21 protein-coding genes and 1 pseudogene are annotated in these 24,485 nt (G+C 63.8%); 10 read left to right on the top strand and 12 right to left on the bottom strand.

Features of this window, described 5'->3' with window-relative positions; translation table 11 throughout:
• Positions 1-17 precede the first annotated feature (17 nt).
• Positions 18-1,700, top strand: a complete 1,683-nt coding sequence (locus ACFQ2F_RS01980) for an acyl-CoA dehydrogenase family protein (protein WP_379084934.1) — start codon at positions 18-20, stop codon at positions 1,698-1,700.
• On the opposite strand, the gene ACFQ2F_RS01975 is transcribed toward ACFQ2F_RS01980, so the two are convergent.
• The 4 genes and pseudogenes from ACFQ2F_RS01975 to ACFQ2F_RS01960 all read right to left on the bottom strand — a co-directional run.
• On the bottom strand, positions 1,697-4,039 hold the full coding sequence (locus ACFQ2F_RS01975) for an FdhF/YdeP family oxidoreductase (protein WP_379084931.1): 2,343 nt from the start codon (positions 4,037-4,039) through the stop codon (positions 1,697-1,699). The genes ACFQ2F_RS01980 and ACFQ2F_RS01975 overlap by 4 nt on opposite strands.
• 180 nt (positions 4,040-4,219) lie before the next feature.
• Positions 4,220-6,550, bottom strand: coding sequence for a glycoside hydrolase family 15 protein (locus ACFQ2F_RS01970; RefSeq protein WP_379084928.1), 2,331 nt, complete (start codon positions 6,548-6,550; stop codon positions 4,220-4,222).
• 193 nt (positions 6,551-6,743) lie between these two features.
• Positions 6,744-7,340 (bottom strand): GNAT family N-acetyltransferase, encoded by a 597-nt coding sequence (locus ACFQ2F_RS01965; RefSeq protein WP_379084925.1) that lies wholly within the window; start codon positions 7,338-7,340, stop codon positions 6,744-6,746.
• Between the two features lie 138 nt (positions 7,341-7,478).
• Positions 7,479-7,580, bottom strand: a pseudogene (locus ACFQ2F_RS01960) (3-oxoacyl-ACP reductase); the annotation flags it as partial.
• 165 nt (positions 7,581-7,745) lie between these two features.
• Between ACFQ2F_RS01960 and ACFQ2F_RS01955 the strand changes: the two are divergent.
• Both ACFQ2F_RS01955 and ACFQ2F_RS01950 read left to right on the top strand, forming a co-directional pair.
• Positions 7,746-8,345, top strand: a complete 600-nt coding sequence (locus ACFQ2F_RS01955; RefSeq protein ID WP_379084922.1) for a TetR/AcrR family transcriptional regulator — start codon at positions 7,746-7,748, stop codon at positions 8,343-8,345.
• 176 nt (positions 8,346-8,521) lie between these two features.
• Positions 8,522-9,208 carry a type 1 glutamine amidotransferase domain-containing protein gene (locus ACFQ2F_RS01950; protein ID WP_379084920.1) on the top strand — a complete coding sequence of 229 codons (687 nt, stop codon included), beginning with the start codon at positions 8,522-8,524 and terminating at the stop codon, positions 9,206-9,208.
• 95 nt (positions 9,209-9,303) lie between these two features.
• Here the strand turns inward: ACFQ2F_RS01950 and ACFQ2F_RS01945 are convergent, their stop codons facing one another.
• Both ACFQ2F_RS01945 and ACFQ2F_RS01940 read right to left on the bottom strand, forming a co-directional pair.
• On the bottom strand, positions 9,304-10,077 hold the full coding sequence (locus tag ACFQ2F_RS01945; protein WP_379084917.1) for an SDR family NAD(P)-dependent oxidoreductase: 774 nt from the start codon (positions 10,075-10,077) through the stop codon (positions 9,304-9,306).
• 90 nt (positions 10,078-10,167) lie between these two features.
• Positions 10,168-11,121: a TQO small subunit DoxD gene (locus ACFQ2F_RS01940; RefSeq protein ID WP_379084914.1), complete on the bottom strand. Its 954-nt coding sequence runs from the start codon at positions 11,119-11,121 to the stop codon at positions 10,168-10,170.
• Between the two features lie 135 nt (positions 11,122-11,256).
• Here ACFQ2F_RS01940 and ACFQ2F_RS01935 point away from each other — a divergent pair, with 135 nt between their 5' ends.
• Positions 11,257-11,502 carry a hypothetical protein gene (locus tag ACFQ2F_RS01935; RefSeq protein WP_379084911.1) on the top strand — a complete coding sequence of 82 codons (246 nt, stop codon included), beginning with the start codon at positions 11,257-11,259 and terminating at the stop codon, positions 11,500-11,502.
• Positions 11,503-11,557: 55 nt separating this feature from the next.
• On the opposite strand, the gene ACFQ2F_RS01930 is transcribed toward ACFQ2F_RS01935, so the two are convergent.
• The 3 genes from ACFQ2F_RS01930 to ACFQ2F_RS01920 form a co-directional block, all read right to left on the bottom strand.
• On the bottom strand, positions 11,558-11,830 hold the full coding sequence (locus ACFQ2F_RS01930; RefSeq protein ID WP_379084908.1) for a DUF6582 domain-containing protein: 273 nt from the start codon (positions 11,828-11,830) through the stop codon (positions 11,558-11,560).
• Positions 11,831-11,901: 71 nt separating this feature from the next.
• Positions 11,902-13,716: a DUF4153 domain-containing protein gene (locus ACFQ2F_RS01925; RefSeq protein ID WP_379084905.1), complete on the bottom strand. Its 1,815-nt coding sequence runs from the start codon at positions 13,714-13,716 to the stop codon at positions 11,902-11,904.
• A gap of 121 nt (positions 13,717-13,837) precedes the next feature.
• On the bottom strand, positions 13,838-14,299 hold the full coding sequence (locus ACFQ2F_RS01920; protein WP_379084902.1) for a ferritin-like domain-containing protein: 462 nt from the start codon (positions 14,297-14,299) through the stop codon (positions 13,838-13,840).
• Between the two features lie 149 nt (positions 14,300-14,448).
• On the opposite strand from ACFQ2F_RS01920, the gene ACFQ2F_RS01915 reads away from it, so the two are divergent.
• The 5 genes from ACFQ2F_RS01915 to ACFQ2F_RS01895 all read left to right on the top strand — a co-directional run bounded on the left by ACFQ2F_RS01915 (position 14,449) and on the right by ACFQ2F_RS01895 (position 21,000).
• Positions 14,449-14,883, top strand: coding sequence for a hypothetical protein (locus tag ACFQ2F_RS01915; RefSeq protein ID WP_379084899.1), 435 nt, complete (start codon positions 14,449-14,451; stop codon positions 14,881-14,883).
• Between the two features lie 81 nt (positions 14,884-14,964).
• Positions 14,965-16,335: an efflux RND transporter periplasmic adaptor subunit gene (locus ACFQ2F_RS01910; protein WP_379084896.1), complete on the top strand. Its 1,371-nt coding sequence runs from the start codon at positions 14,965-14,967 to the stop codon at positions 16,333-16,335.
• Positions 16,336-16,353: 18 nt separating this feature from the next.
• Positions 16,354-19,467 carry an efflux RND transporter permease subunit gene (locus ACFQ2F_RS01905; RefSeq protein ID WP_379084893.1) on the top strand — a complete coding sequence of 1,038 codons (3,114 nt, stop codon included), beginning with the start codon at positions 16,354-16,356 and terminating at the stop codon, positions 19,465-19,467.
• 60 nt (positions 19,468-19,527) lie between these two features.
• On the top strand, positions 19,528-19,965 hold the full coding sequence (locus ACFQ2F_RS01900; protein WP_379084890.1) for a MarR family winged helix-turn-helix transcriptional regulator: 438 nt from the start codon (positions 19,528-19,530) through the stop codon (positions 19,963-19,965).
• Between the two features lie 57 nt (positions 19,966-20,022).
• Positions 20,023-21,000: an SDR family NAD(P)-dependent oxidoreductase gene (locus ACFQ2F_RS01895; RefSeq protein WP_379084887.1), complete on the top strand. Its 978-nt coding sequence runs from the start codon at positions 20,023-20,025 to the stop codon at positions 20,998-21,000.
• On the opposite strand, the gene ACFQ2F_RS01890 is transcribed toward ACFQ2F_RS01895, so the two are convergent.
• Positions 20,924-21,685 (bottom strand): phosphatase PAP2 family protein, encoded by a 762-nt coding sequence (locus tag ACFQ2F_RS01890; RefSeq protein WP_379084884.1) that lies wholly within the window; start codon positions 21,683-21,685, stop codon positions 20,924-20,926. The two genes, ACFQ2F_RS01895 and ACFQ2F_RS01890, sit on opposite strands and share 77 nt — an antisense overlap.
• Positions 21,686-21,780: 95 nt before the next feature.
• Between ACFQ2F_RS01890 and ACFQ2F_RS01885 the strand changes: the two genes are divergently transcribed.
• Positions 21,781-22,080: a hypothetical protein gene (locus ACFQ2F_RS01885; RefSeq protein ID WP_379084881.1), complete on the top strand. Its 300-nt coding sequence runs from the start codon at positions 21,781-21,783 to the stop codon at positions 22,078-22,080.
• Here ACFQ2F_RS01885 and ACFQ2F_RS01880 read toward each other — a convergent pair.
• Complete coding sequence (locus ACFQ2F_RS01880; protein WP_379084878.1) at positions 22,021-23,391, bottom strand: oligosaccharide flippase family protein; 1,371 nt, start codon at positions 23,389-23,391, stop codon at positions 22,021-22,023. The genes ACFQ2F_RS01885 and ACFQ2F_RS01880 overlap by 60 nt on opposite strands.
• On the bottom strand, positions 23,388-24,341 hold the full coding sequence (gene aat, locus ACFQ2F_RS01875) for a leucyl/phenylalanyl-tRNA--protein transferase (protein ID WP_379084875.1): 954 nt from the start codon (positions 24,339-24,341) through the stop codon (positions 23,388-23,390). Before aat ends, ACFQ2F_RS01880 begins: the two co-directional genes overlap by 4 nt.
• Between the last annotated feature and the right edge of the window lie 144 nt (positions 24,342-24,485).

The raw sequence follows: 24,485 nt of genomic DNA, 5'->3' as shown, positions 1-24,485 counted from the left end.
GAGTACCAAGAGAGGCGATGCGCCCCGACCCCGCCAAAGACCTCTTCACCCAATCCATCCTCCGCCGGATCGCACCGGAGCTGCTGGAGGCCCGCGCGGAGGAGCTGGAGAGCTTCGGGGCGTTTTGCGCCGGCGAGCTGGAGGAACAAGCCGCCTATAGCGATCGGATTCATCCGCCGGTCTGGAAGAATGTGCCCGTCGATCCGGCCCATCCTGGGGAGCGGCGCGGAGCCATCTTTCTCAACCCGCGCTATGAGGCTTGCCATCAGGAGGTCTATGCGCGGGGCTTCATTGCCGACGTCTTCGACGAGCAGACGTCCGCCTCTCAGCTCTGGCCCCTGATCGGGCAATATCTGGTCTCCCAAGCCGATATCTCCATCGGCTGCCCTTTCGCCATGACCCACCCCGTCGCCCTGATCGTGGCGGCCTACGCGCCCGACGCTGTGCGCGAGAAGTTTCTCCCTGAGCTGACCCGCACCGACGGCCAGACCAAGAGCGGTGGCACCTGGGCGACCGAGAAGCATAGCGGCAGCGACGTGGGCGAGACCCAGACGAAGGCCGCGCCCGAGAGCGAAGGCACGGTCCGGCTCACGGGCCAGAAATGGTTCACCTCCAATGCCGGCTCCGGCCTGGCGCTCGCGACCGCGAGGGCACAAGGCGCGCCGGACGGCGGCAAGGGGCTCGGCCTCTATCTCATCCCCAGCCATATCGACGGCGACTGGGAGACGCCCAACGCCTACGAGATCACCCATCTGAAGGAGAAGATCGGCACCCGGGCGCTTGCCACCGGTGAGGTCCGGCTCGACGGCGCGCTGGCCTACGAGGTGGCGCCGCCGCCCGAGGGTCTGCGGGTGATGATGGCGGCGCTCGGCTGCTCCCGCGCCCATAACGCCATGGCCGCCGCGGGCGTCATGCGCCGGGCGCTGATGGAGGCGATGAGCTGGGCCGAGACCCGGCAGACCTTCGGGAAAAAGCTCATCGACCACGCCCTGGTCCGTAAGCGGTTGCTGGAGATCGCCACCCAATGGATCGCCGGCACCCTGCTCGCCTTCGAAACGGCCAAGAGCTTCGATGCAGCCTGGGGCACGGACGATGACGCAGCCTGGCTCTGGTCGCGCCTCGTCACGGCGCTCGCGAAATACAAGACGGCGGAGCAGGCGGTCTGGTGCGTTCAGAAGGCGCTCGGGCTCATCGGCGGCAACGGCTACACCGAGGATTATCCGATCGCGCGGCTCTATCGCGACGTGATGGTGCTGCCCGTCTGGGAAGGGCCGGAGCAGATCCAGGCCCTGGAGCTCCTCCGCCTCATCGCCGGCAAGGTCCCGGGCGCACAACTCTTCACGGGCAAGCTCGAAGCCATCGAAGCGGCGCTGCCCGATGAGATGGCGCGCGAGAAGGAGCGGTTGAAGGATTTGCGTAAAGGGATCGCCGAGTCGCTCACAAAGCTGCAATCGGCAGACGATGCCGCCAAGGAAGCATCAGCCGACAGCTTCCTGCACAGCATGAGCGATGTTCTCTGCTACGCGCTGCTCTGCGAGCACGTAGCCTGGGAGCTGGGCGAGACCGGCGAGAATGCGCTGCTCCCCGTCTGCGATGCCTATTACCGCACGACGTTTGCGCCCGACTCCGTCCCCAGCGCAGAGCCGGACCCGCGGCTCGCGCAGTTCGATGCGATCATGAGCAGCGTTCTTGCCCGCTAAGCAATGAGCGGCAAACTATCGCTCTCCCCCTCCCGCTTCACGATGCGCACGGGGATGGATTTCGCCGCCGGCACGTTGCTGCCCTTGGCGTGATGCCAGAGCGGCAACAGGGGATTGCATTCCGGGTAATAGCCGCCGCAGGCGCCTTGCGGGATGTTGTATTTCACGACCCGCAAGCCGCGCACCACGCGGGGAACGTTGTCGGCCGCCGCACCATGCAGGTCGATCTCGTCACCCTCGTTGAGCTCCCACTCTTCCATATCCGCCTCGTTCATCAGGAGGACCATGCGCGTGCCGTCGATACCGCGCAGCCGGTCGTCCAGCCCGTAGACCGTGGTGTTGAACTGGTCGTTGCTGCGGAGCGTGATGAGGGTGAGAACTCCCAGCCGCGTGGCCGGGAGGTCGGGATCTTCGGAAAGGCTCCGCGGCGAGATGAAGTTGGCCTTCCCCGTCGGCGTCTCCCACTCGCGCTCCCGTGCCGGCAGCGGCCGGTCGAAGCCCTTAGGGTTCTCTTTGATGCGGGTGTTGAAGTCGTGGAAGATCTCCGGATAGCTCGTCGCGATCGCATCGCGCACCTTGGCGTAGTCGGCGACCCAGCCATCCCAATCGACCTTGGGGTTCTCCGGCAGCAACGCTTTCGCCATCCCCGCCACGATGGCCGGCTCCGAGAGCAGATGCTCGCTGGCCGGTTCCGAATAGCCGTAGCTCGCGTGATATCGCCCGGTCGTATCCTCCACGGTGACGAACTGGATACCTGACTTCTGCCGGTCCAGCTCGATCCGCCCGAGACAGGGCAAGAGGTAAGCAGTCTTCCCGTGCACGATGGCGCCGCGATTGAGCTTGGTGATGATCTGCACCGTCAGTTTCATGTCGCGCCAGGCCCGCTCCATGATCTCCGTCTCGGGAATCGCGCGGATGAAATTGCCGCCGAGCGAAACGAACGCCTTCACGCTCCCGTCCCGCACGCCTTGGCAGGCCTCGACCGTATCGCGTCCCTTCTCACGGGGTGGCTCGAATCCGAATTGCTCGGCGAACTTGTCGAGCGGCGCCAGCTTCGGCTTCTCGGTAATCCCGACCGTGCGCTGCCCTTGCACGTTGGAATGGCCGCGCACAGGGAAGATGCCGGCGCCGGGCTTGCCGATATTGCCGCACAGCAGCAGAAGATTGCTGAGCATCTGGATCGCCAGCACGCCGGAGCGGTGCTGGGTCAACCCCATGCCGTAGCAGGCGATCACGGCGTCCGCCTGACCGTAGACCTTGGCCGCGGCCTCGATATCCGCCCGCGTCAGACCGGAAGCGGATTCGATATCCCGCCAGAGGAACTGGTCCATGGCGGCGGTGAACTCATCGAAACCGTGAGTGTGTTTCTCGATGAAGTCCGTATCGAGGATGCGCTCCCGGCCTTCCGCCTTCGCCTCTTGGTCCATGGCGAACAGCGTCTTCGTCATGCCGACCAGGGTCGCCAGATCGCCGCCGGGTTTCAGCTGATGATACTGGGTGCTGATCTGGGTCTCGGCCCCGGTCAGCATCTTGATGGGCGAGGCCGGATTGGTGAAGCGCTCCAGCCCCCGCTCGAAGAGCGGATTGAACGACAGGATCGGCACGTCCCGTTTCCGCACGGCTTCGAGCTGGTGCAGCATGCGCGGGCTGTTCACCCCCACATTCTGGCCGAAGAACATCACGCACTCTGTGTGCTTGAAGTCCTCGATCTTCACCGTGCCGACCGCCTGGCCGATGGTCTGGGGCAACGCCACCGACGTGCTCTCGTGGCACATGTTGGAGCTGTCGGGCAGGTTGTTGTTGCCGTAGAGCCGCGCGAGCAGCTGATACATGTAGGAGGCTTCCAGCGAGGCGCGCCCGGAGGTGTAGAAGACGGTCTCTTCGGGCTCCAGCGCCCTCAGCTCGGATGCGATGCCTTCGAACGCTTCGTCCCAAGAACACGGCACATACTTGTCGCTGTCCGCATCCCAGCGCATGGGCTCGGTCAGCCGGCCCTGCTCTTCCAGCTCGAGGTCCGACCAGCTCTCCAGCTCCGCCACCGTATGCTCGGCGAAGAAGTCGGGCCCGCAGCGCTTGTCCGTGATTTCCCAGGCGGTCGCCTTCGCGCCGTTCTCGCAGATCTCGAACAGGCCCGGCTCGTCCGGCCGCCCGTAGGAACAGCTCACGCAGGCGAACCCGTCCGACTTGTTTTGCTTGAGGAGAGATGGCCAGTCCGACAGAGGGACGGCCTCGCGCCACATGATCTCGGTCACGCCCTTCAGCGAGCCCCAGCCGCCCACCGGGCCGTCATAGGGAGCGATCCGAACGCGCGATTTTTCGCGTGGCTTTTGTTTGGCCATCTTGAGCTTCCCGCATGAGGGCGACCGGAAACCGCGTCACCCCTGGGTTGTGCACTCAAGATATAGGCGCCTGGCGGGGGCATGGTTCCGCTTTTGCGGTGGGGGCCGAGATGGGATTCCCGTCCAACAAAAACGCATGCTCGAGGCTTCAGACATTTTTTGTGACTGAAGCAGGCCCGATCAGCCCACCTTCCCCACATGCTTAAGCGTCCGCTGCTCTTCCGTAGCGGCGATCTCGACTGTGTGGTTCTGGCCTTCCCAACCGCTCGTGTAGCGGCGGGTGAAGTTCAGCGCTTTGCGGCCTTCATAGCGGCTCGGCTCGATCGCCACGCCCCACAGGCCGAAGGGCAGCTGCTGGGCCGGCACGTCGCCGACATCCTGCCAGCCGTCCCAGCCGAAATGCAGCGTGAAGGGCTGGCGGTCCTCGATCAGGAGTGCCCTGCCCGTGCAGAGCGAAGGCACCGGCACCTCGTTCCGCCAGCGGATGTATTTAGCTTTGGGCGCGGCCGCGCCATAGCGCTTGGCCACAGCCTGCAGCAGCTCCACAGGCCGACCCGCCTGGCGCGCGATCAGCAGCTTCAGAAACTCCGCATGGCTCCAGACCAGCGGCATGGCGCTGCCCGACGGCCGGCCCGGGACGAGATGATGCTCGGGGATCGCTGGCGCATCCCAGACTTGCTCCGGCAGCAGCCCGCCGGGACTGGCGCAATTCCGCATGGTCTTCAGATATTCGATCGGGTCCTCGCCGGCCTGCAGCGCCAGATGCCCGCGCTCGCCGGTGAGCAACGGCCAGGCGCGGCCCACACCGTCGCCGTCATAGGGCGAGCCGTCGTCATGCTCCCCGTAGCCGTCCTCGTTATAGCGGCGATAGACCGGGCCCGACGGCGTATCAACTTTGAGCACCTGATCGACCACCTTGATGGTGTTCTGCACCCGCGGGTCCGTCGCCTGCCGCAAGCCCAGCCGCACCAGATAGGAGAAGTCCAGCGCGACCAGCGCACAGGCCCGGATCGTCTCGCCGTCCCGGTTGCGTAAGGTGAGCGTGCCGGTCACTCCGCCATCCATCTCTGGCGGCGCGATGCGCACGTAATACCCGTCGACGCCGATCTTTTCGGCCATGGGGGTGCCGGTCACGTAGCACCACTCCTCGATCCGCTCGTTCCAGTCGTCGGCGAGATCGAGGGCATAGGCCTGATCCTGACCTTCGAGCCACGGCGCGGCCGCAACCAAGGCGGAGATCAGCACCGGGATGGTGAAGGCGCTGATGCCGGGATTTTCCTCCCAGCGGTCCTGATCGCTCTGGGGCCCATTCTTGGCGATGAAGGCGATGGCGCGCCGCACCATCTCCGTGGTCCCCGGCAGGTCCGGATGCCCGCCCTCGCGAAGCTTCGCCGCCAGCAGCACGGGGAAGGCCGCCTCGTCGAGCTGAATGCCGGTCCAGAAGGGCACCCCGTCGGGGAAGTAGTTCTGGGTCCAGTGGCCATCGGGCTGCTGCACGCCGATCATGTGGGCGAGCATGCGCCGTGCGTCTTCCGCTTGGTTGGCGGCGAGCAGCGCGAAGGCCGCGAGCGTCGCATCCCGCGGCCAAACCAGATGATAGCCGCCGAGCGTGTTGGTGGAGTTGCCCCAAGGCGTGCTCATGGAAGCGACCACGGCGCCCGGGAACATACGGTCTTCGTGGGCGCGCAGTACCGTGGCCGTGGTCAGCGCCTCCTCGGCCAGTCCCGCCTCCGGCGCGGGCAGGCTGAGCTTGCTGCCCCAATCCTCCCACTGGGCCAGGAACGTCTCGCGCACGCTGTCATAGCCTTGCGCGAGCGACGACATGGCAAGCGTCCGCGCGCCCGTTGCATGGGGCGCGATGCCCAGCGCAATCACGCCGTTCGGTTGGGCCAGCGAGGCCGACATGGCGATATTGCCGCGGCGTGCGCTCGTGAAACCGAAGGTGAAGCGGCTATGGGCGTTGAGATCCTGCCAACCGTCCGAGGCGCCGACGAAACCGACGCTCTGATCTTCGAGAGGCGAATCCGCGCCGATGCAGACTGCACGGCCCGGGATCGAGGCATAGAGCAAGCCGCCCTCCACCCAGGCATCGTTGTCGTAGCCGCTCTCTCCCAGATGGGGTGCTGCGATGATGCCCAGCCGATACGGCCCCTCGAGGTCGTAGCGGACAAGCAGAACGTCGCGATGGGGGTCAGGAAGCACTTCGAGGGTCAGCCGGTAGTCGTCGCCCGTATGGGTGACGGTCAGCAGCGGCAGGGAAGGCTTGGGCTTGGACAGCGTGTATTTGCAGACCCGCTTGAGATCGACCCAGCGCCCATCGCCAATCAGGTAGAAGCCGAAATCGCGGATCTCCGGGCGGCCCGTCGAGGGCCAGTAGATCTCGTTGACATTGCCATGGCCGATGCTCGCCCAGACCCGCGCGGTGCCCAACGACGTGGTCACGAAATCCTTGTCGCTCGACGCCCAGGTCGGCGGAATGCCGGGCGCTCCGAATGCTTCTCCGCCGCTCATGGCAAAGCCCCCACTGTCAATCGCAAGAGGCCAGCGCCGCGCCGTTCTCTTCGAAGGCACCGATCACTGGCCGGTTCAGGTCAACACTGCGGGCGAGCTTAAGGCCCCAAGCGTTAACATCCGCGTGACATTAGAGGAGAAAATTGTCCGATTCCTGCGAAAAATCGGGTGAGGGAGGAATGCCTACCTGCGACTAGAGATTGCGCTCCGCGATCATCAGCGCACCGTCTTCGGGATCGCGCCGCAACCGGCATTTCAGCCGTCGCGCGAGAGTCTTCATTGGCGTGTTGTCGACGTGGATCGTGGCATAGACCCGCACGTATCCCATTTCGCGACCAGCGGCGAAGACCGTCTCCAGCGCCTGACGCGCAAGATCCAGATGCCGCGCCTCCGGCCGGAGCGAGACGGAGAACTCCGCCGTGCGGCTATCGGCCTGACCGGCAATCCGCGCGCCACCGAGAATCTCGCCGGCGAGCGCGCCCTTGCCCTCGACGACGAGGCAGATATCACGCGCCGGATCGGGCGTGCAGAAATCTAGCGCCATGGCCGGCGACAGATGGGGCAGCGCATGCTGCATCCGGAACCACTTGGACATGTTTTCCAGGGCGTCGTAGCCCCGCATCAGGGACGCCGCATCCGTCGGCCGGATGGGACGCACGACGTAAGCCTGCCCGTCCGCGGCCCTCAGCGTGACCTCGCGGCGGGCAAGCCGCTCCCGAAGCGAGATCGGCGCTTCGACAGGTGCCGCCGCGGGGACCGCGGGATGGAATCTTGTTTGAACGATAGCCATTGGCTTTTTGGCCCAAATTCAGGCCGCTCTCTCAATATGTTAGGCGCACTATGTTGCACCGCAACAATTGAGAGATAGGAACTGTGAGAGACCGTGGCAAAGCCTAGCGACAGTTGAGCGCAGGGGCGCTTCCGGCCCTTACACGAACATGCCGCCGGACACCTCGATCCGCTGTCCCGTGACCCACCGGTTTCCGCCGGTCAGAAGGTCGGCGAGCATGGGTCCGATCGATTTCGTCAGCAAATCCTGCGCGGGTTCGGTCTGTCATCCGCACAATCGTGGGATGCTGCCTAGGAGGACACAAGCGCGGAGAGAGGCGAGAGCGAGAGCCGAGAACGAGAGAGATCGGATGCCAATCTGGATTCCCTACTAGACGACTGGTCTATTTCACCCTATATAGTCTCCATGGCAGCAACCTCCCACAGCACTGACGCGCGCAATGAAATACTGGACACCGCTCAGGCCGTGATGAGCGCAAAAGGCTTTTCGGCCGTCGGGCTGAACGAAATCCTGGCCAAGGCGGGCGTACCGAAGGGTTCCTTCTACCATTATTTCCCATCGAAGGAGGCCTTCGGCACGGCGTTGCTGGAACGGTATTTCAAGGACTACCTGATCGAAATGGAAGAGAGGTTCAGCCAGCCAGGCATGGACGGTGCGGCGCACCTGATGAGCTATTGGGACAAATGGCTGGAAACCCAAAGGGCCGAGGACACGGCAAGCAAATGCCTTGTGGTCAAGCTCTCTGCGGAAGTCGCAGACCTCTCGGATGCCATGCGTCTCGTTCTCTTGAGTGGCACGAAGAGCATTGTCGAGAGGCTTGCCCGGGCCATTGACGCGGCCGTGGCCGATGGCTCCCTCGCCCCTGTCGCCGACTCCCAGCTTCTGGCCGAAACGCTTTATCAGACCTGGCTCGGTGCCAGCTTGCTATCCAAGATCACGCGCAACGACGCACCGCTGAAGACGGCGATGATTGCGACCCGGCGCAGCTTGAAACTCGAAAAATAGAATCGGAAGGCCAATGATTCCTGGCAACACTGCGCACTTTGTCCATCCTAATCTAGACGACCGGTCTACTTCTTCCATGGGGCCGGACGTCACCACCCACTAAGCAACGCTCCGATGGAGCGAGACAGGCTTGGGACACCGAAAACTGAAGAGAGAGAGAGAGAAAGGACGAACCAATGAAGATCCTGATGATTCTGACGTCACATGAGGAGCTTGGCGACACCGGGAAGAAGACCGGCTTTTGGCTCGAGGAGTTTGCTGCGCCTTATTACGTCTTCAAGGACGCTGGCGTGGAGGTTGTGCTCGCCTCGCCGAAGGGCGGTCAGCCTCCGCTCGATCCGAAAAGCCACGAGCCCGATTTCCAAACCGACGACACGCGCCGCTTCGACTCCGATAAGGACGCACAAGCAGCGCTTGCCTCGACGGTCAGGCTCTCGGAGGTCTCGGTCGGGGATTTCAACGCGGTGTTTTATCCCGGCGGTCATGGTCCCCTGTGGGATCTTGCCGAGGATAAGAACTCCATCTCACTGATCGAGACGGCGCTCGCATCCGAAACGCCCGTTGCGCTGGTCTGCCACGCCCCGGGCGCCCTGCGCCACGTCAAGGGAGCGGACGGAAAGCCGCTGGTCGCCGGCAAGTCGGTGACGGGCTTCTCCAACACCGAAGAAGAGGCCGTGGAGCTCACCGAAATCGTGCCCTTCCTCGTTGAGGACATGCTGAAGGAGAACGGCGGGTCATTCTCGAAGGGAGAGGACTGGAGCTCCTATACCGTTCGCGACGGACTGCTGATCACCGGACAAAATCCGGCTTCTTCGGCAGAGGCGGCCCATCTTCTCCTGGAGATGGTCAAGGAGTCCGCGTGATCGCCGCCTAGGACGACCGTAAGGCCTAAACCGGCTTTCCTCGCGCAAACAAAAATGGCGGCGGGCTCCTGACCCGCCGCCATTTTCATGGATTTCTACACAAACATGCCGCCGGACACCTCGATCCGCTGTCCCGTGACCCAGCGGTTTCCGCCCGTGAGCAAATCGGCGATCATGGGTCCGATATCGTCGGGCAGGCCGGCGCGGCCCATGGCGGTCATGGAGGCCACGCGCTCGTTCATTTCCTGATTGTCGCGCACCACGCCACCGCTGAAATCGGTCTCGATGGCGCCGGGCGCGACCGTGTTCACGGCGATGCCGCGATCTCCCAACTCTTTTGCGAGATAGCGGGTCAAAACTTCCACCGCGCCCTTCATCGACGCATAGGCTGACATGCCGGGAAGCGAGAAGCGCGCCAGACCGCTCGACAGGTTCACGATCCGCCCGCCATCGGCCAGCAGCGGCAGCAGCGTCTGGGTCAGGAAATACGGCCCCTTCAGATGAATCCGGTAGAGCAGGTCGAAATCTTCCTCACTCGTTTCGGCGAAGGACGCATGCAGCCCGATCCCGGCATTGTTCACCAGGTAGTCGAACCGTTCGCGGCCCCAGGCGGAGAGCGTCTCCTTCACATGCGCCACGAAGCCGTCGAAGGCGGACGTATCGCCCATATCGAGCTGGAAGGCGGCCGCTTTGCGACCCAGCCTCTCGATCTCCGCGACGACCTTGTCGGCCTCGTTCTTGTTCTCGTGGTAGGTGAGGATGAGGTCGACGCCGCGCTCCGCCAGGTTGATGGCGGTGTTGCGGCCGAGCCCTCGGCTGCCACCGGTGACGATGGCAATCTTCTGAAGTTCGTTGTTTCCGTCGGTCATGTCCGAAATCTCCCGTTCAGGAATGGATCCTGACGAGAGATTTGGGGACACGACCGAAATGCGAAATGGCGGAAGCTGCGCCTTCCTTGCCTATTCCTCCAGAGGGCTGGCCGGCGGTTCAAATTTCACCGTCTGATCCTTGTTGCCGATCAGATCGATGGTGGCCGAGGTGGCGCCCTTCGGGATGCGGATATCGGTCTTCGAGCCGAGCTTCAGCACGAGAACGCCGTCCATCTGCTTGCCCGACGCGGCCCAGGGCTCGAAATAGCTCTTCTCCACATCGACCTCGTCGCCCGCCTGCTCGATGGTCTCGCCGTTCTCCAGCTTGAAGGCGATGGAGCGGACGTAAGCCCCGCCCGACGAGCCGCCCGCATTCACATAGAGCGTGGCGACACCGGGCTCAGGCCCCGGCTCGGCGACGATGGAATATTGGCTGACGCTGGTCCGCCGGTGAAGCTCGTCGATGCCGAAATAGTACTGGTAGAAGCCCACCGTGAAGACGACGGAGACAAGCGTGAGAACGATGGCGACGGGGCGCGTGAAGAGCCGTCCGAACGGGTCGATGCCCACAAGCCCGTCGAGGGACCAGACGCCGGGCCCGTAGAGCATGACGCTGACCGAGATGGCGAAGCCGAGCGCCGCCATGGTCCACTCGTCCAGGCACTCATAACCCTGCCAGCCGAAGATCAGCATCAGCGCCACGTTGAGGAGCGCCGCACCGACCGCTGCGCCTCGGGTGATGAAGCCGAACACCAGCCCGAGCCCCGCCAACAGCTCACCGATGGTCATCAGATAGGTGGCCGCCTCGGTAAGCTGCGGCCGTTCAAGCAGCCAATGGATCACGCCCTCGATGGGCGAGCCCGGTGCGGCATGCACCAGCTTGTTGGCGACGTCGTGGGGGCTCGTGATGTCCAGCTTCGCCGGCGCATTGTAGAAACGCCGCCAGGCCGCGGAGACGAAGGTGAAGCCCATGGCGAAGGCCGATGCTCGCAAGGCCAGCGCCTTCACCCAGTCGAAGCGATCGTCGAATGCCGTGTCCGCCATGCTGTCCTCCCCTGCGTCGCGTTGACCGGTTCAGTCTTACCGCCGCACCTTGGCGCGAGGCCATGCCTTTCTTGCTACCCGCAAGCGAGAACGCAATACTTGGGTGCGGAGGCCCAGCGAGCAGCCTTCCCGTCGATGACCAACCAAGAGAAAGGCCCCCGGGACAATGGGTGGCCGGGCGCGGACAGCATGAAGATACTCGACCTTCTCGCGAAGCTCGGCATCCTGCGCTACGGCGCGAAAGCAGGCACCTACCGCTCCGAAGCCGAACGGCCGACCGAGTTCATGATGGACGACGTCTTCGACGCCGACCGCGACCTGGTGGTCCGGAAGGGCGCCAAGGGCGAGACCGTGACCAAGAAGAAAGAAAACAAGGGCTAGAGCCTGGGCCGAGACGACAGCTGGGCACGTAGGTCTAGCCCTTCATCGGCCAGCGCTAATGCGGCTTCCGGCCCAGCTCGTGCCAGCTCTTTTCCTCGACATCGACGCCGTAATGCTCCGCCGCCTTCTTGATATTGGCGAAGGCGAGATCGCGCTCCTTGTCGGAGACGCCCTCGACCTGATCGAAACGGGCCAGCGCGTTGCGCACATGGTCGGCATCGGTCAGCGGCTCCTTGCGCTCGTCGGGAAAGGCAAAAACGCTATCGGGCAGATCCGACTGCTTCGTCAGCTCGCCATGCTTGGTATGGGGTTTCCAGGTGGTCTGCATCGGTAACCTCCTTCGACTCTGGTGAGCCCCCGAGGGAGAACGCCGATCCGGCCTTTTGGTTTTCCGAAAGCTTATTCCAATGCGATCAGAAGCTTTCCGTAGAAATACTTGATCTTGGGCCGGTCGCCCTCTGGCGAAACCGAGCCATGTATGCGCCGAAGCTCGAGACGCACGCGAAGCGGCCCATCACTCTCTTCCATGGTGAGCTCATCGGGCTGGATCGACCGCGCGGTATCGGCAAAACGCTCGATAAGCGGCGCAAGATCGAACCGAACCCTTTCTTTTTTCGAAGGGACCGCGATCTCCATGGAAAGAGCATCCGGATCGTATTTCGCGACGAGCTCGTCCGTCTCGGCCTCGCCCGCCTTGAGCGCGAACCTCTCTTCGAGCGATTGTGCGCGCTTCTCATCAGGAGAAAGCGAAAGAGCGATCAGATAATCATACCCGGCGACCTCGGTGACTTTCTGCACAATGGCGCCCCGGTCGGTTCCGAAAGAGAACCGCCGCGGCGCGTCCGTAACGCGCTCGTAAGCCTGCACATAATCGAACCCCATCCGCTCGACCGCCGTCTTCGCGGTCATATCGAAGGACTCCGGGGGCAGCCCGGGATGCTCCGGATCGCCGATCCAAGGTCCGATCTCGTGCAGCTTATTGGTGCCTGCGAGGTAGTCGACGATACCGCTCACGGCAACCCGGTCAGCCCGGCTCGGTTCTTTCGACGGCTGCGTCATTTTCCCGTTCACCAGAACGCCGCTGTGCTTCAGCACCGCTTCGAGCCGCCCGACTTGGCTCCAGGTCGAAATGCCGACAGCGCTCCACGGCCCCGCTGAAGCGCCGATCAGCAGCAGCGCAAGCGTCCACACGATGAGCGCCGGCGCCCGCATGCGATCGAGCAGGACCGCCAGCCCAACCGAGATCGTCAGCCAGACCAGACAGAGCAGCAAGGCATAGCGGTGTTCGGTGAGCCCGTATTCCTCGATCCGCACGCCGATCGCGATGGCCAGCAGAATGAGCGGCAAGATGAGAAGAGGGAAGAAGACCCGGCGAAACAGCGCAGCGAGCCCGCTCTCAAGCGGATAGACCAATAGATAGGTGAGGACCCCCGCCACGGCGTAGCCCACGACGAGATAGGCAACGCCCCCTTCCGGCAACTCGCCGGCCAGGGCGATCTTCGCCATATAGGCGTAGAGGATCACGGTGTAGATCGCGAGCAGCGGGATCACCGCATAATCTGCGATCAGCCTCAGGCTCTTCGGATAGCGGTCCGCAGTCTGGTTGAAATCGCTCGGGATGCCGGCAAGCACGGCGATCGGAAAGACCAGATAGAGACTCGCTTCGCCAATGAATTTGACGACCCTGATTGCGTTCAGATCCACCCCGAACAGGTATTTGATGCTGTAGATAATCGCACAGCCACCGAGAAACAGGATCGTCGCACCAATCGCCGATAGCACGCCATTCAGGGCAAGCTTGGCAGCGTAGGTCCAGAAGGCGGTGCCTTGCTGCTCCTTGCGCAGATAGGGCGCAGCAAACCCCAGAAGGAACAACCCGCTGGCGAGAAAGTCGTAGGGAATCGACGGGAGCCACGACGCCAAGAATATCGCAGCGACGGCGACGAACAGCACGGGCCCTAGAACGTAGACGGTGAGCGCGCCCCAGCCCTGGCGTTCGCGGTTCAATTGCAGCGAGATGAAAAGCAGCGAGCCGCAGACCCAGATCGCGAAGAGGCGGAAATACATCCCCGCCTCCAGGTCGGAACGCGCCAGCAGAAACATCGCCACGCACAGCGCCACCGGAATGGGAAAGCGGACGATTCCCGCCACCGCATCCTGGGCGATATTCGCCGCGGCCTCCCGCCACCTGATTTTCCGGAATAGTTCGGCCATACCCACCTGCCCCCTCGCAGTCTCAGACCTCCCCGCAGCGGACCGGACAATACGTCCTCATCCGGCCGCGGGAAAGGGCGCGCCAAAGCGCAGATCAGAAGGCCGTCAGGCCTGGCGAGCGTTACGCGTCCGCCGTTCCGACATCCGGCACGTCCTCGCCGAGCGCCGTGGCAAGATCGATCTGATGGTCCTGCTCCTGGACCAGGATCTCCCGGATCTGCTCGGCCATGGCGAACTCGTTCAACGCCTCGCATTGGCGGACGCGGCGCCGGTAGTTGCGCACGGTCTCGTTCTCGTTTTCGAGGTCGAAGCGCAGCATCTCCCGCGCATCCTCGGAGACCTTGACCGGCTTCGCCTTCACCGTCGGCGTATGACCGAGATAGTCGATCTGCCGCGAAATCGTCAGCGCGTGCTGCAGCTCCTCATGAGCGTGCTGCTCGAGCTGCGCCGCGATGCTCATATACTCCGCACCCTGGATGACCTGGGAATAGACCACATAGGCGATGATCGCCTGATACTCGCGCGCAAGATCCTCGTTCAGGAGCTCCGCAAGCTGGTCGCGCGTAATAGTCTTTTCAGCCATTTCGTTTCCTCATCTCAAAAATACCCCTGAAAAATATATGGGAGCGCGGCCGGCCTTCTGAAACGCATGGCTGCGGTGAAATCCAACTGCAACCACGTCTGCGCGCCGCACTTGATCGCGTGCCCCATTCTGCGCTCTAAGGGACACAGATGATGCATCGCAGCTTCCATATCGGCTTCCGGCTCCTGCTGGCCTTCCTGACCTGGCTCAGCCTTGCACCCGTGAGCGCCAACGCCGTGATCTGCATCGGCGCGGATGGCCATGTGGCCGTGGAGGCGGCTCATCTCGTTTCCTGCCATGACGCCGAAGCGGTCCATCACGACCACTCAGTCCATCGGGGCGTCACCCTGGCCGTTCACGGTCAGGACCACGGCGTGCCCTGTCTCGATCTGACCTCCCCGCCGGGCGCAGCCGCCACCAAGGCGATGACGAAGCTGAATGCTCCGGCCAAGGGCACCCTGCCCACCCCGGTCCTCAGCAGCGTGCCGGCCCGCGCCAAGACGCTTGCCGCGCCACCGCCGCCGGCGACCGCACCGCCTTCACCGCATCTGACGTTTCTGAAGACCGTCGTTCTTCGCACCTAGAGCCTGTTCCGCCCGCCGGACTTCTTCTGAAGCCCGGCCCTTTGCGCACGCGCATCTTTCGACGGAACAAGGCTCTCAACGATGCATCTCAAGAAAAAGCCGGTGCACCCGGCCCGAATCGCTCATCCCGCGTCCGCGCTTGTCGCGCTGTTCGCTGTCCTCGCTCTCACACTGAGCCTCGCCGCCTGCGGCGATCTCGGAGCCGAGGAAGACGGCTCCCACGCCGAAGACTCTGCCCATGAGGGTCATGATCACGGAGCCGAGGAGACTGGCCACGAGGAGCATGACCATGGCGCCGAAGAGCCTGATCACGAAGGTCATGATCACGGCGAGGAAGAAGCCGGACACGAAGGCCACGCGGACAATGAAGGCCACGAGGGGCACGGCCACGAAGAGCATGGCCCGATCCACCTGACGGAAGAGCAGCGCGAGGAATTCGGCATCGAGGTCGCGCAGGCCCAGACCGGCGCCGTCACCGACAGCTTCACTCTGCCCGCCGAGGTTCACTACAACGGTGACCGCCTGGCTCATGTGGTGCCGCGCGTCTCCGGCATTGCAACGGAGGTGAACGCCACCGAAGGCGACGACGTGAAGGAGGGCGACCTTCTCGCGGTACTCGATAGCCGCGAGCTCGCCGATGCCAAGTCCGATTTTCTCGCCACCCTTGAGCGGGAGAACCTTGAGGAGACGAAATACGCCCGCGAGCAGCAGCTCTGGGACAAGAAGATCACCTCGGAGCGCACCTATCTCGATGCCAAGTCGGCCCTGGCAGAGGCCCGCATCGCGCGGCGCGGCACCGAACAGAAGCTGTACGCGCTCGGGATCAGCGCGGGTCAGCTCGACAATATCCGCAACGAGAAGGAGACGGTGCTGACCACCTACCGGCTCACCGCGCCCTTCGACGGCCACGTGGTGAAGCGGCACATCACGCTCGGCGAATTCATAGACGCGGAGCAGCAGGCCTTCGTCGTGGCGGACCTCTCCACCCTTTGGATCGATCTCAGCGTCTTCCCCGGCGATCTCGACCGCATCGAGAAGGGTCAGACCGTGGAGATCCTCGACGATCGCGGCAACGTGATCGCCCAAGAGACCATCGCCTTCGTCACGCCCCAGATCGAGGAAGGCACCCGCACGGCCATCGCCCGCATCATCGCCGATCCGGCGGGCGGCCGCTTGCGCCCGGGCATGTTCCTCACCGCACGGGTAACGGTGGATTCCGGCGATGCCGTGAAGGTCCCCCGCATCGCCGTCCAGACTGTAGAGGACAAGCCGGCCGTCTTCGTCGAGACGGATGATGGCTTCGAGCCCCGCCCCGTGACCTTGGGTCCGAAAGGCGAGAACGACATCGTCATCACAGACGGCCTGAAGCCCGGCGAGAGGATCGTCACCCAAGGCGCCTTCACCCTGAAAGCCGAGATGTCCAAGGGCAGCTTCGGCGGCCATCACCATTAGGCCGGGGAGAATCGCGACATGAACCGTTTCATCGAGACCATCCTAGCCCAGCGCCTGATCCTGCTCGTGCTCGGGATCGGCGTGATCGTCGCCGGCGCCTTCGCCTATCGCTCGCTCCCCGTCGACGCCTTCCCCGACGTAACGCCAACCCTGGTCCAGGTCTTCACCGAAACCGAAGGCCTCGCCCCGGAAGACGTCGAGCGCTACGTCACCTACCCCGTCGAGGTGGCCATGAACGGCCTGCCCGACCTCGCCGAAGTACGCTCGACCTCCAATTTCGGGCTCTCCGTGGTGAACGTCTATTTCGAGGACGGCACGGATATCTATTTCGCCCGCCAGCTCGTGAACGAACGGCTGCAGGTCGCCGCGGAAGAGATCCCACAAGGGTTCGGCGAGCCGGAGATGGGGCCCATCACCACCGGCCTCGGCCAGATCCTCTTCTATTATCTGAAGGACGAGACCGGCACCTACAGTCTGGAGGAGCTGCGAGAGCTCCAGGACTGGGTGGTGAAGTTCAATCTTCAAACCGTGCACGGCGTCACCGAGGTGCTTTCCCTCGGCGGCTACGTGAAGCAGTTCCAGGTAGTGATCGAGCCCCAAGCCCTGCTCCGCTACGACCTCACCATCGCCGACGTGCTCGACATCGTCGAAGCCAACAACGCCAATGTCGGCGCCCAATTCATCGTCCAGAATTCCGAGCAATACGTTGTCCGCTCGATCGGCCTGGCTGAGGACATCGCCGATCTGGAAAATATCGTCGTCAAGACCGTGGACGGCACGCCCGTTTACTTGCGGGACATCGCCGAGGTGATGATCGGAGGCGAGGTGCGCCAAGGTCTCGCCACCCATGACGGCAAGGGCGAGGTGGTCGCCGGCCTCGTGCTGAAACTGATCGGCACCAACACGTCGTCCGTGATCGAGCGGGTGAAGACCGAGCTTGCAAAGATCCAGACTGCGCTCCCAGAAGGCGTGAAGATCGTCCCCTATTACGATCAGTCGGCGCTCGTCGGCCAGGCGGTCGGAACGGTCACCAACGCGCTGCTCCAAGGCATCGCCCTCGTGGCGCTGGTCATCTTCGCCTTCATGGGTGGCATCCGCCCCAGCATTGTGGTGGCGCTCTCGATCCCGTTCTCCATCGGCTTCGCCTTCATCATGATGCAGCTTCTCGGCATCTCGGCGAACCTCATGTCTCTCGGTGGCCTGGCCATCGCCATCGGCATGATGGTCGATGCGGCCATCGTCATCGTGGAGAATGTCGACCGGGTCATCCACGATCCAGACACCAAGGGCTCCCGCCGCGAGCTGGTCGCAAGGGCCTGCGCCGAGGTGCTGCGGCCCGTGCTCTTCGCCATCGCGATCATCATCATCGTCTTCCTGCCCCTCTTCATGCTCCAGGGCGTCGAGGGCAAGACCTTCCGGCCCCTGGCTCTGACCGTGTCGCTCGCCATGCTGGGCTCGCTGATCTTCGCGCTTCTCATCGCGCCGGCCCTGTCTGAGATCATCATGCGCCGGCGGAGCAGTGGCGGCAGCATCGAAGAGGCGGGAATCCTGCGCGCCCTCATCGCCCTCTACCGGCCCATGGTCGCTTTCCTCGTGAAGGCCCGCTGGCTGGCGGCCGGTCTCGCCGCCGTGCTGGTCGTCATCGGCGCCCTGGCCTTCCCCATGCTGGGCTCGGAGTTCACCCCAGCCCTGAAGGAAGGCGATCTCCTGGTGCGCCTCACCATGGCCCCCTCAATCTCCCTCGACGAAGCCAAGGAGACCACGACCCGTTTCGAACGGCGCCTGATGAAGGAATTTCCGCAAGTGGAGCGGATCGTCAGCCGTGTCGGACGCGGCGAGGTCGGCGCCCATGCCGATCCGGTGAACAACGCAGAAAGCTTCGTCGGCCTGAAGCCGGAGAGCGAATGGCCGGAGGACATCGCCTACGACGATCTGATCGCCAAGATGGCGGAAGCCTTCGAGGACTTCCCCGGCGTTCAGTTCAACTTCACTCAGCCCATCGCGGCGGCCACCGACGAACTCCTGACCGGCACCAAGGCGGAGCTTGCGGTGAAGATCTTCGGACCGGACTCCGAGGAGCTACGCCGCATCGCAAGCGAAGTGCGTGGTGTCGTCTCTGACATGGAAGGCGCCGCCGACGTGCAGATGGATCAGGTCATCGGCACGCCCCAGCTTCGCATTCGCATCGACCGGGAGGCGGTCGCCCGCTATGGCCTCAATGTCGACGACGTTCAGGAAGTCGTCTCCACGGCCGTGGGCGGCTCGGCGGCCGGCCAGATTCTGGAAGGCGTCCGCCGCTTCGATATTCTGCTGCGCTATCCGGAAGACAGGCGCGACACGGAGGAAGCCATCCGACGCATCGTGCTCCAGACGCCGGCGGGACCGCTCGTCTCTCTCGATCAGGTGACGGAAATCGACTCCATCGTCGGCCCCCGCCAGATCACCCGGGAGGATAGCCAGCGCTTCATCACCGTCCAGGCCAATGTGCGCGGCCGCGACATCGGCAGCTTCGTCGCCGAGGGCGAGGAGCGAATTGCTGAGGAGGTCGATCTGCCGCCCGGCTATCTCGTCAATTGGGGCGGCCAGTTCGAGTTGCAGCAAGAGGCGAACCAGCGGCTCGCCATCGTCGTGCCGGTCACCTTGGGGCTCATCATGCTGCTGCTCTTCGTCAATTTCGGTTCGCTCAAGAGCGCAGGCCTCATCATGCTGAACATCCCGCTGGCCCTGGTCGGCGGCATTCTCGGCCTGCTGATGACAGGACAAAACCTCTCGGTACCCGCGTCCGTCGGCTTCATCGCCTTGTTCGGCATTGCCCTGGAGAACGGCATGGTGCTCGTCACCTATCTGAACCGTCTGGTCGCCGACGGCCTGGATGTCGACGAGGCCTCGATCCAGGGCGCGTGCCTGCGCGTGCGACCCGTGCTCATGACCGCGGCGACAACCGCGCTGGGCCTGATTCCGCTGCTCTACGCGACCGGCGCGGGCAGTGAGGTCCAGAAACCGCTCGCCACCGTGGTAGTCGGCGGCCTCGTCACCTCAACCATCCTCACGCTCCTGGTGATCCCGGCGCTCTACAAATGGTTCGCGCCGAGCACAGAAGACACTTCAGAGAAGGAAGAATCGGCGATCTAGCAAGGGGCGCACACATAAGCCTCCTTCCACCCAAACTCCGTATCCCGTAATGTCCGAGCCGTGACGAAGATTCGAAAATCCCAAATCGAAGCCGTACGCGCGGCGGTCGACGCCCTCACCCGCGCCTATAAGATTGCGGAGAGGCCCGGCAGCTGCGAAATTTCAAAGCTGAATCCGTCCGACATGCACGCGCTGCTCTACATCACCCGAAATCCCGGCTGCATCGCGAGCGACGTGGCCTGCTTCTTGGGCGTCGTGCCGACCACGGCCTCCACAATTCTGGAGCGCCTGAGCAAGCGCGGCCTGATCAGCCGGTCGCGGACGGAAGAGAACCGGCGGATCATCAAGCTCGCTCCCACCGAAGAAGGGGAAAGAACCGCCGCGGCCCTTCTCGCCGAGCAGGAAGGCCAGTGCGAGGAGATGCTCTCCCGCCTGGACGCGGACGAGCGCGACGCCTTCGTCGCCCTGATCGGCAAGGTCGCCGGCCTCCCATCTTGAATATACGAAGTTCGGACTATACATCGACTGTACTGTGTGCAATCGAGAGGGATAGTCATGATCGCCGATGGCCTGCATTTGGTGACCGGAGCCACCTCCGGAATCGGATTGCGTCTCGTGGACCGTCTGCTGATGCAGGGCGCGGGCCACGTCTATGTCGGGGCAAGGAACCCGCAAAGCGCCAATGAGCTCCGGAGCCTCGCCGGCCCGGATCGCCTCACCATTCTTGAGCTCGATCTTTCTAAGCTTGGTTCGGTGCGGGACTTCGCGTCCCAGCTCAAGGACCGGCAGGGCTCCCAGCAACTGAACTCCATCGTCTGTAATGCCGGTCTCCAGATGGCCGGGAACCGCATGAGCGAAGACGGTTTCGAGCTGACCTTCGCCACCAACCATCTCGGCCACTTCCTGCTGGTGCAGGAGCTGCTGCCAAATCTCGCGCCCGATGCCGTCGTCACCACGACCGGCAGCGGCACCCACGACGAAAGCGAGCCCATGCCGCGGCGGTTCGGTTTCCGCGGCGCGCTTTTCCCGTCAGCGCGAGCCGTCGCTTACGGCAAGATCGGCGAAGACGGTGACTCCCCGCGGCAACAGGGTTTGGACCGCTACGCGACGTCCAAGCTCTGCAACATGCTGTTCGTCCGGGAAATGGCCCGCCGCCACCCCGGTCGCGGCTTCTATACGTTCGATCCCGGCTTCATGCCCGATACGCGGCTAGGCCGCGAAGCGCCCGCCGTGCTGCTCTGGTTTCTGCAGCGCGTGCTCCCCCTCTTCTCGGGAGTCATGAAGGACATGAGCTCCGCAGACAGGTCGTCGGCTATGCTTGCCGAGCTCATCGACCGTCCGGGGATCTTCGGCTCGTCTGGCAGCTATATCTATTTTACGGGTGAACATGCCCGGCGCTCGCCCAAGGCGGAGGACGACGATCTGGCGGCAGACCTCTACGACGTCAGTGCCGCGCTCACGAGTCTGGCGCCGGCTCGAGGGGAGTCACCGGTGACTTCTCCACCTGCCCGCGCCGCTGCAGCCACAGAATGAACAGCCAGCAGGCGCTGGCCCACACCGCACCGACAGCCCAGCCCGCGATGACATCCGTCGGCCAGTGGACGCCGAGATAGACCCGGCTGACCCCCACCATCACGGCGAGCAGCACCGCCACGCTCATGGCATAGACCTTGAGCCGGAGCGCGGAGCTGTAGCGCATCACCATCACGCCGAGCGTCAGGTAGATGGTGGCGGACAGCATGGCGTGGCTGCTCGGGAAGCTGAGGGTGAAGACTTCCGTGCCATGGGCCACGAGATCCGGCCGCGGCCTGTCGAACAGGAACTTCAGCGCGTTGTTGAGCAGCGCGCCGCCGATCAGCGCGATGGAGAGCAGCAAGGCCGCATGGGGCCGCTTGGTCATCACGAGCCAGAAGAACACCACCAGGGAAATGAACACCAGCGCGAAGGTCGATCCCATCGCGGTCACATCCCGCGCCGTCTCCTCCAGCCAGGCCGGGCCTAGCGGATTGGCATTGTCGCCCGGACTGCGCAAGGAGAGCATCAGCCATTCGTCAAAGGCACGGCTTTCGCCCTCGATCACCTCGTCGGCGATCTCGATGAAGACCCAGACGCCGGCAGCAATAGTAAAAACCAGCGCCAGCGGGACAGCCTCGATCCCCGGCGACTTCGCGTAGAGGCGGTGCGCCGCCGCCCGAAAGTGCTCCCACCATGTCTGCATCTCTGATCCCGCCCCTCGATGACCGGAGGCATGCGCCTCTCTTCGCTGATTTGCGCCCATCAAGCCCGCCGATACGGTCTGTGTCAAAGCTAGCCATGAAGGCCGACTTGTGTATCCTCTCCGGTCATAAAAACGACGCCTGGAAAAATCGAGGCTACAAAAATCGAAGCTTGGGGGAGGAGAAGCAAATGCCCTTGCATTTCGGAAAGGTCGGCGCGCTGATCGCCATCGCGACGATCACCGCGTTTCTGTTGTGGCTCATGTTCGGCGCGTTCTTCGAAGGTGAGACCGTCGAGGACGGCGCCGCGATGCTGGGCGCAAAGCCCGTTGCTGCGTCAACCGTCTTCGGACTGCCGGGCGCCCCCGGTCAGCAGGAAGAGCGCATCCGTCCTTAGCCCGCTCAGCCGGTAGAGCAGGACCGACGTCCCGACCATCCAGAACGTCATCGCGATCACCACGGAGATCGCAGCGCCCGTCGCACCGTAGGCGGGCGCCAGCAGAATATTGCCCAGGAACAGCACGGCGATGGAGCAGGTCGCCAGAATCGCGTTCTGGGTCTGCGCGCCGAGCACGGTGAGCAGCGCCACGTTCGGTCCGAACAGTGCCCGCACGAGCTGGCTGACGATGAGGATCAGGAGCGGCACCTTCGCGCCGGCGAATTCCGGCCCGAACAGAAACAGAAGCTTGTTGCCCCACAGAGCGAACACCACCATGGCCCCGAGCGTGGCCGCGAGCGGGAAGCCCAAAGCCTTCAACATCGCCTTCTTGATGGGCGCGTAGCTCTTGCGCGCATGGGCGTCCGCCAGATCAGGCTGGACGATGTATTGCGCCACCTGCACCGCGAAGCCCACCAGCACCGCGATCTTCAGGCAAACGCCGAAAATACCGATCTCCGCCTGGCTGACGAAGGGCGTGAGCATCAGGATGTCCACGTCGGCGAAGAACTCGATGAACATCACCACGATGATCAGGGGCAACGCCTCCCGCCGCCAGATTCGCACCAGGCGCTTCGGCGGCGGCGCGGCGGGCAGCTTCGGCACGTCCCGCTGAACCAGCGCGTATTGGGCGAAGGCGATGACGGTCGTGATGCCCGCGACCAGCCAAGTCACGTCCGCCGCATCGAACTGGATGCCCAGCGCGATGAAGGCCAGGACCCCGAAGAACAGCAGGAACGGCCGGATGGCGGTATCGGGCAGATAGGCCAGCAGGAACCGGCGCAGGGATCCGGCGAAAGAGCCGTTCACCCGCAAGGACGCGCTGGCCGGCAGGGCTGCGGCCGCGGCGATCAGCGCCATGCGCGTCACATCGTCGAGACCGGGCCAGAGCAGGCCGAAGGCGACGATGCCGACGGCGCCGATCAGCACGTAGAGCGTCGCCTCCCGGCGCGCCCGGTTGATGAAGGCGAGCACCAGGTCGGGACGTCCCTTCTCCCGGTAGCGGGAGATGAAGCGGGGGGCGATAGCCGGATAGCCGTAAGCCGCAACCAGCCCTGCGACGGCCACCAGGCTGACGACGGAATAGAAGACGCCGAGCGCGCTGGCCTGCAGATACCGGGCGAGCAGAACCTGGGTGATGAAGCCGGCGGCCGCACCAGCGATACGCGCCACCGATACGAAGGACGAGACCGTGACCAGAGACTTCGTCTTGCCGAGCAGCGCCGCGACGCGCGACAGCATTCGGGATGAGGCGAGCCCCTCCATCGTCATGCAGTGATCTCAGGCGACGATTTCTGTTTTTCCGGCGTGTCGGACTTGATCTCTGACTTGGGCGCATCGGCCACGAGATCCGGATCCGCCCGCCACTTGCCGGGCTCGCTCGGCCTGTTGGCCTCCTTCTGGAGAACCTTGAGGAATTCGTCCCGCGAGATGGCGTGGAAGCCGAAGCTCGCCAGATGCGGCGTCATCCATTTGGCGTCCCGAAGCTTGAAGCCGTGCTGGGCGAGATAGCGGTGCAGGGCGACCAGCGCGACCTTCGAAGCATGATCGGCGTGCGAGAATTGCGATTCGCCGAAGAACACCTTGCCTACCGCCAGGCCGTAGAGACCGCCGACGAGGTTGCCCTCCTCGTCCCAGACCTCCACCGAATGGGCATGGCCGGCCTCATGAGCCGCGTAATAGGCCTTCTTGATCCGCGGCGTGATCCAGGTGAGCGGTACCTTGCCCGACCGCGGCTTGGCGCAGGCCTCGATCACCTCGGCAAAGCGCTTATCCATGGTGACGTGGAACTTCTCCTGCCGCAGGAGGCGGCGCAGATTCTTGCCGACATGAGTTTCCGCCGGGTCGATCACGGCGCGCTCCGCCGGACACCACCATTTCATCGGACCCATATGGCAGAAAGGGAAGTAGCCGCGCTTGTAGTTCGCAAGCAGCGCCTCGACCGAGAGATCGTCGCTGATCCCGACCAGTCCGCGCCAGTCGTCATGTCCCGGGGCGGCGGGCAGCTGGTTCCACTCGGTTTCCGGCCTGAAAAGCTGGGCGAGGCTCATAAACCAGATGCGCGGCAGCAGGCGGATCCGCTGCGCCTTCAGCGCGTAGGCGAGGCCGAGCGTCCAACGGCGCAGGCGATCCGGCCAGCTCTCGAAGAAGCGCACCGCCGCCCGCCGCTCCCGCGGGATGGCCGCGGAGCTCTGAAGTGCGTTGTAATTGGCGTTGCTCATTATGAAGCACCGTTCGGACCGAGGCCGTACCCGACCTTAAGACCCGCCTTTTGCGAAAATTTTCTTAGAAAGGTGGTACGCCAATCACCAATTATCGCACTTGCCATTCGAAAAACTCCTTAACGGCAGGGGCTAAATTGAGGC

The organism is Methyloligella solikamskensis (assembly GCF_042676065.1).
Lineage (GTDB): Bacteria > Pseudomonadota > Alphaproteobacteria > Rhizobiales > Methyloligellaceae > Methyloligella > Methyloligella solikamskensis.
Note: the sequence above shows the minus strand (reverse complement) of the source record. Positions and strands in the feature narration are given on the sequence as shown.

Coding starts and splice junctions, on each gene's coding strand:
- ACFQ2F_RS01980 (WP_379084934.1), top strand. CDS start 18: ATGCGCCCCGACCCCGCCAAAGACCTCTTCACCCAATCCATCCTCCGC.
- ACFQ2F_RS01975 (WP_379084931.1), bottom strand. CDS start 4,039: ATGGCCAAACAAAAGCCACGCGAAAAATCGCGCGTTCGGATCGCTCCC.
- ACFQ2F_RS01970 (WP_379084928.1), bottom strand. CDS start 6,550: ATGAGCGGCGGAGAAGCATTCGGAGCGCCCGGCATTCCGCCGACCTGG.
- ACFQ2F_RS01965 (WP_379084925.1), bottom strand. CDS start 7,340: ATGGCTATCGTTCAAACAAGATTCCATCCCGCGGTCCCCGCGGCGGCA.
- ACFQ2F_RS01955 (WP_379084922.1), top strand. CDS start 7,746: ATGGCAGCAACCTCCCACAGCACTGACGCGCGCAATGAAATACTGGAC.
- ACFQ2F_RS01950 (WP_379084920.1), top strand. CDS start 8,522: ATGAAGATCCTGATGATTCTGACGTCACATGAGGAGCTTGGCGACACC.
- ACFQ2F_RS01945 (WP_379084917.1), bottom strand. CDS start 10,077: ATGACCGACGGAAACAACGAACTTCAGAAGATTGCCATCGTCACCGGT.
- ACFQ2F_RS01940 (WP_379084914.1), bottom strand. CDS start 11,121: ATGGCGGACACGGCATTCGACGATCGCTTCGACTGGGTGAAGGCGCTG.
- ACFQ2F_RS01935 (WP_379084911.1), top strand. CDS start 11,257: ATGACCAACCAAGAGAAAGGCCCCCGGGACAATGGGTGGCCGGGCGCG.
- ACFQ2F_RS01930 (WP_379084908.1), bottom strand. CDS start 11,830: ATGCAGACCACCTGGAAACCCCATACCAAGCATGGCGAGCTGACGAAG.
- ACFQ2F_RS01925 (WP_379084905.1), bottom strand. CDS start 13,716: ATGGCCGAACTATTCCGGAAAATCAGGTGGCGGGAGGCCGCGGCGAAT.
- ACFQ2F_RS01920 (WP_379084902.1), bottom strand. CDS start 14,299: ATGGCTGAAAAGACTATTACGCGCGACCAGCTTGCGGAGCTCCTGAAC.
- ACFQ2F_RS01915 (WP_379084899.1), top strand. CDS start 14,449: ATGATGCATCGCAGCTTCCATATCGGCTTCCGGCTCCTGCTGGCCTTC.
- ACFQ2F_RS01910 (WP_379084896.1), top strand. CDS start 14,965: ATGCATCTCAAGAAAAAGCCGGTGCACCCGGCCCGAATCGCTCATCCC.
- ACFQ2F_RS01905 (WP_379084893.1), top strand. CDS start 16,354: ATGAACCGTTTCATCGAGACCATCCTAGCCCAGCGCCTGATCCTGCTC.
- ACFQ2F_RS01895 (WP_379084887.1), top strand. CDS start 20,023: ATGATCGCCGATGGCCTGCATTTGGTGACCGGAGCCACCTCCGGAATC.
- ACFQ2F_RS01890 (WP_379084884.1), bottom strand. CDS start 21,685: ATGCAGACATGGTGGGAGCACTTTCGGGCGGCGGCGCACCGCCTCTAC.
- ACFQ2F_RS01885 (WP_379084881.1), top strand. CDS start 21,781: ATGAAGGCCGACTTGTGTATCCTCTCCGGTCATAAAAACGACGCCTGG.
- ACFQ2F_RS01880 (WP_379084878.1), bottom strand. CDS start 23,391: ATGACGATGGAGGGGCTCGCCTCATCCCGAATGCTGTCGCGCGTCGCG.
- aat (WP_379084875.1), bottom strand. CDS start 24,341: ATGAGCAACGCCAATTACAACGCACTTCAGAGCTCCGCGGCCATCCCG.